General features: G+C 36.7%; 8 protein-coding genes. 5 read left to right on the forward strand and 3 right to left on the reverse strand.

All coding sequences use genetic code 11. The annotated features are described in order from the left end of the window. The coding region (locus PX484_RS17250; RefSeq protein WP_502882761.1) for a helix-turn-helix domain-containing protein at positions 1-213 on the reverse strand (213 nt) is incomplete at its 3' end. A gap of 217 nt (positions 214-430) precedes the next feature. On the opposite strand from PX484_RS17250, the gene PX484_RS17255 reads away from it, so the two are divergent. From PX484_RS17255 to PX484_RS17275, 5 genes are all read left to right on the forward strand, one after another. Next, positions 431-1,024: a hypothetical protein gene (locus tag PX484_RS17255; protein ID WP_287765407.1), complete on the forward strand. Its 594-nt coding sequence runs from the start codon at positions 431-433 to the stop codon at positions 1,022-1,024. 79 nt (positions 1,025-1,103) lie between these two features. Further along, positions 1,104-1,703 carry a hypothetical protein gene (locus PX484_RS17260; protein WP_287765410.1) on the forward strand — a complete coding sequence of 200 codons (600 nt, stop codon included), beginning with the start codon at positions 1,104-1,106 and terminating at the stop codon, positions 1,701-1,703. Positions 1,704-2,146: 443 nt separating this feature from the next. Further along, positions 2,147-2,284, forward strand: a complete 138-nt coding sequence (locus PX484_RS17265) for a hypothetical protein (RefSeq protein WP_288104907.1) — start codon at positions 2,147-2,149, stop codon at positions 2,282-2,284. A gap of 399 nt (positions 2,285-2,683) precedes the next feature. Continuing rightward, positions 2,684-3,037, forward strand: a complete 354-nt coding sequence (locus PX484_RS17270; RefSeq protein ID WP_002742244.1) for a papain fold toxin domain-containing protein — start codon at positions 2,684-2,686, stop codon at positions 3,035-3,037. 2 nt (positions 3,038-3,039) lie between these two features. Further along, a complete protein-coding gene (locus tag PX484_RS17275; RefSeq protein WP_002742245.1) occupies positions 3,040-3,414 on the forward strand; it encodes a hypothetical protein in 375 nt (124 codons plus the stop codon). 287 nt (positions 3,415-3,701) lie between these two features. Here the strand turns inward: PX484_RS17275 and PX484_RS17280 are convergent, their stop codons facing one another. Both PX484_RS17280 and PX484_RS17285 read right to left on the reverse strand, forming a co-directional pair. After that, positions 3,702-4,046: a hypothetical protein gene (locus PX484_RS17280; protein ID WP_002742247.1), complete on the reverse strand. Its 345-nt coding sequence runs from the start codon at positions 4,044-4,046 to the stop codon at positions 3,702-3,704. A 90-nt stretch (positions 4,047-4,136) separates the two neighbouring features. Continuing rightward, positions 4,137-4,431: hypothetical protein (locus tag PX484_RS17285; protein ID WP_288104909.1), on the reverse strand; the 295-nt coding region annotated here is incomplete at its 5' end.

Below are 4,431 nucleotides of genomic sequence, written 5' to 3' on the forward strand. Positions count from 1 at the left end.
TCCTAATTGCTTAGATAAAACCTTAAATATTTTATTTCTACTCACATCGCCAATATGTTTCTCATCATAACCATAACTATCTGCAATTTCTTTATAGGTTTTGCCGTTTAATAACTCTTCAATAATGTGTCGCTGAATATCACTAAGACTTTGCCCATCTTCCTCTATCAATAAATCTTCGATAAAACGCAACAAGTGTAAACTATCCTTCATGGTATGAAAGTGAATAAGTTGTTACCTATATTATAGGTCAGTTGTCATAAAACAAGATCAAGTCATTTCTGGCATTGTCTTAATATTTCTTTACAAAGCGTCAGGTCAAATCTGGTGGTGGTTGAAAAAAACCTCTGTTAAGCTGACAGAACAATACCAAAAACAACTACAAATTTAAAGTAGAAGTTTTTTGTTAGCTCAATGGGAGCCAAAAAACATGACCAGAACAACTTTATCTATGGCATCAAAACCTACTCTGACAACCAAGGTAGATAAATTGATTAACCCTAAAACCCAATTGAGAGAAGCAAAAGTTGTTCTATTAACTTTTCTGTCAAGTCTTATTCTACTTGGATGCGGGACACAAAGCTATAGCAATTATGAACCTTATGCTCCTCCCTCACCCGTAGTTACTGAACCTGAACCTTCTTATAAGACAAATCCAGTAGGAGTTAGTGAACCTGAATCTGATCACTCACAATTATCTAATGACTCGAATTATGCACAGTTCGCACTGACACCAGAAGAAATAGAAGCTCTTCAAAAGCTTTCAACACTCACGGATGAAGAAATACTCTCTATACTTCCTGAACTCACGTCAGAACAAATGCAATATATTCGCTCATTTTTACAAACACCATCTCTTCCCCCGCAGACAGCAATTATGCCGAGCAATCCCAGTGATGATTTGACACGCTCTAATCACCACTTAGTAATGGAAATGAAAAGATTAAATCATCAGATTGAATTGCAAAGATTACGAGAAAATGCTCAAACGGGTAGTCCATTTTACTATTATAACAATCCCTAATTATATTCTTAATGATATTGACATATAAGCTCTGATATTTATGCTTCAAACAAAATAATATTTGTAAACATTGTAACTTATGGTCAGATTTTTAATCTTATCGTTTTTTAGTTTATGGTTGGTTTCTTGTACAATAAACTACAATACAGAATCTCAATCTTCTAAATCTTCAGAAAAATCAACAGGTAGTAATAATTTCCCAAATCAGACAAAAACACCACCATCGACATCAACAGGTAGTAATAATTTTCCAAATCAGACAAAAACACCACCATCGACATCTTCAGTAAATTATTTTGAAAAACTAAAAGATTATCTGCCTCCTGAAGGAGAAGCTGACCTTTATCAAACTGCTAAAGAAAAGACAGATGGAGGAATCGATGTTCAATTTTATGTATACATTGATAGAGCTTTATTTCCACACATTGTTTCGGTAAGAATTTTGTCACATCGGACAGATACTGATGTATGTGAAGAACAGGCTTCTTTAGTCATTCCTGAAGCATCTGGACAAGTTTCTTCTCTTGTGCATAAGGAAGCTACACCAGAACAATTGTCAGACCTTGCTGAACTTGTATATAAGTCCTTAAATGAAGAAGGGATTTTTATAGTTAATCCAAGTACGTTACCTTGTAAGGTTTTTCCAAATTATATATGGAATATATACAACGATAATTGAAAATGATATTGGATCTTCTCGACTTTGTGTAATAATCAGTGCTTATCATTCGCAAGAGTCTTGCTAGGCAAAGCTTTGAAGACTATATTTATGGAAAATTATCCCTATTCTTCTTCTCCCCACACAGAAACGAGAAAACGAGAAGATCCTAATATTGTTCAAGATGTGGCTAAACAAGGAATACAATATATTGTAAGTTCGTTACCTATTCCAATTGGCGGATATTCTAGAGTAGTTATGATATATTAGCAAAAAATAATCCGTGCAATCGATTATAAATAAGAACTACAGGTATTCAAAAAAAGCAATTTTATGAAAAAGACTTTTTATTTTGTTTGATTACCTGTTTTTTAAAAGGTTAGGCACCTTTAAACTACTCATTTGCTATAACCAGTCTAGGAGAGCCATTATTATAACTATTATTATAATAGCCTATGGAATTTATGTCTTATGCTTATCCAAATAAAGTGATCGCTCTTTTTTTTGTAGTAATGGCTTTAGCCATAATCAGTCCTAAAGGGCTTACTATGAATGGGGCGGTCATTTTTTTATTAGGTGCGATCGCCCTTAACTTAGATTAAAGTTTGTTAGACATCTCCAAGAGCGATAACCTAGTTACAGCCTATCTTTTCATCTTGTACTAATCAAATAGTTCGATAACTGAAATGTACATCTATCGTTGCTAATTCAATTTAACTGAAAAAATATGGGGCAATTAAAATCATTTTTATTTGGTTAAAATTCTTAACTAGAAAAACTTTTAGTCTTTAGATAATATTAGGTCGATGTCTAATTTACATACTCTGTTAATAGCGATTTGAAACCAAATTACAAACTACCCCCGTACTGTATTTTACGCTACAATTTAATATAGTCTTTAGATTTCTTTTCCTAACTATCCCTTGCCTTCATCCCTAAACCGATTAAGCTCCAACTGGCTGATAAACTAGGGATACCAGCTTTCATTTTGGAGTGAGAGAGTGGTTAAGTTAACAGATTCCCAAATTTATCAAGAAATTGGCAAGATTGTCAGTAAATTTGAGCTTTATCAATGTTATGAATGTGCTAGGGCAGTAATGCAGTGGCTAACAGACAACGAAATTGAGGGGAAAGTGATCGAACTGAAAACGCGCTATCATGATGAAGATTATATCATAAGCGATCGCCTAGGAAATGATGAATCAATTACGATTAATGGAAAACACTATGGGGTAGAAGTGAGAGGAAGAGTGTTTGATAATCTTTCTCCTAAAGGGATGATACGAGAGGATTGGCTGAAAGATTTTCATTGTCAAAGTGAAGAATTTATAATTACTGAAAGGAGAGAATGGTAAACATGGAAGTGAAAGGCGGATTGTTTGAGATTTTAGCCAAGATTAAAGCTAGACCTGGACTGTATATTGGTCGTCCTTCCGTGTCGGATTTGTTTATGTTTTTAGCAGGTTATAAAACTGCTAGGCGGGAGCTAGGAATTGAACCGACGGTAGAAGAGATGAGATTTTATCAAGAGTTTCATCAGTTTGTTGAAAAGAAATACAATCTCCATACATCTAATGCTTGGGCTAAAATTATCCTGCTCTATTGCCCAGATGAAAAGCAAGGATTTGAGCGTTTTTTTCAGTTACTAGGGGAGTTTCAACAACTGGGCAGTCAGGAAATTCATGCCGATGGGATTGAGGATAAAGAGGTTATTATGAGTCGTGTTAGCTAGTGCGATCACATAACCCAAAACCAATTGCGACTTGAAATCGTATTTACACTTCTCTCCGCACTGTATTCTACGCTACAATTTAATAAATATTTACATTTTTCTCCCTAACTAGCGATACACAGGGGAAGATTGCCTCGCATCAACCAGATGATAGACTGGGGGATAGGAGCTTTTATCAAGGCATCGGCATGACCACCAACGCAGCAAAAACTCAATAGGCAGTATTTAGAGAAGCGTGCTGATTCTTGACGACAGCAACTTTACCTTAAGGGACTACTCAAAAGATTTCAGTAGAGATGCCGAGAACCTCCACAATGACCGTTTCCTCTCCTGTGTCCTCTCTCGCACTCTGTTTCTTGAGCGAGTAGTGCTTCTATTTCTGCTAACAGTTGACGCACTGGTTGCCATTCTGCGCTATTGTTCTCCTGACATTTAACTTCCCACTCGGCGAGAATTTCCTCTAGCAATAGCCGCAAGTCTCTGGGAAAAAATGTCTGTCCTTGGTCTAATTGCTGACTAAGGTTGAGTATTTGGTCTTTAAGGGCAATGGGAACCCGAATAGTCTGAGTTTCTCCATTTTGCCATGCTCTCTTACGTCCTGCGCCGCCGCGCCATCCACCTCTTCCTGACATAATTCACGCTCCATTTCTGGACAATTTACCTGACTCCTTTAGCCTAGCATCCTTTTTTGATTTTGTGTCAATATCTATAAGCCATGTATATTAAGGATTGAGTTCGTAATCATCCCCCCTATTTTTTAGACTAACTATACTCTGCTTAGATATACTCCATAGCCAGTAAAAAGTTACCGTCAGCAAGGGCAGCGAATTAACGGGATTTTCCTGAGTTTCTGGCTCAAAATCCCGACAATCGATCGCCTCTTCCGAAAAGGCACGCATTGGATGCACCGCACATTTCAAGCGATAATCTCCGGTACAAAAAACACAGCGACTACAGGGAATTCGATGCAGCTTTTGCAACTGCCGGCGCCCTTGGGCAACAGCAAGAAAAAGGGCA

It is taken from the genome of Microcystis sp. M49636_WE2 (genome assembly GCF_030065375.1).
In the GTDB taxonomy this organism is placed as follows: domain Bacteria; phylum Cyanobacteriota; class Cyanobacteriia; order Cyanobacteriales; family Microcystaceae; genus Microcystis; species Microcystis aeruginosa_C.

What these genes read in the sequence shown, in the direction of transcription:
- PX484_RS17255 (WP_287765407.1), top strand. Translation starts at nt 431, where the DNA reads ATGACCAGAACAACTTTATCTATGGCATCAAAACCTACTCTGACAACC.
- PX484_RS17260 (WP_287765410.1), top strand. Translation starts at nt 1,104, where the DNA reads ATGGTCAGATTTTTAATCTTATCGTTTTTTAGTTTATGGTTGGTTTCT.
- PX484_RS17265 (WP_288104907.1), top strand. Translation starts at nt 2,147, where the DNA reads ATGTCTTATGCTTATCCAAATAAAGTGATCGCTCTTTTTTTTGTAGTA.
- PX484_RS17275 (WP_002742245.1), top strand. Translation starts at nt 3,040, where the DNA reads ATGGAAGTGAAAGGCGGATTGTTTGAGATTTTAGCCAAGATTAAAGCT.
- PX484_RS17280 (WP_002742247.1), bottom strand. Translation starts at nt 4,046, where the DNA reads ATGTCAGGAAGAGGTGGATGGCGCGGCGGCGCAGGACGTAAGAGAGCA.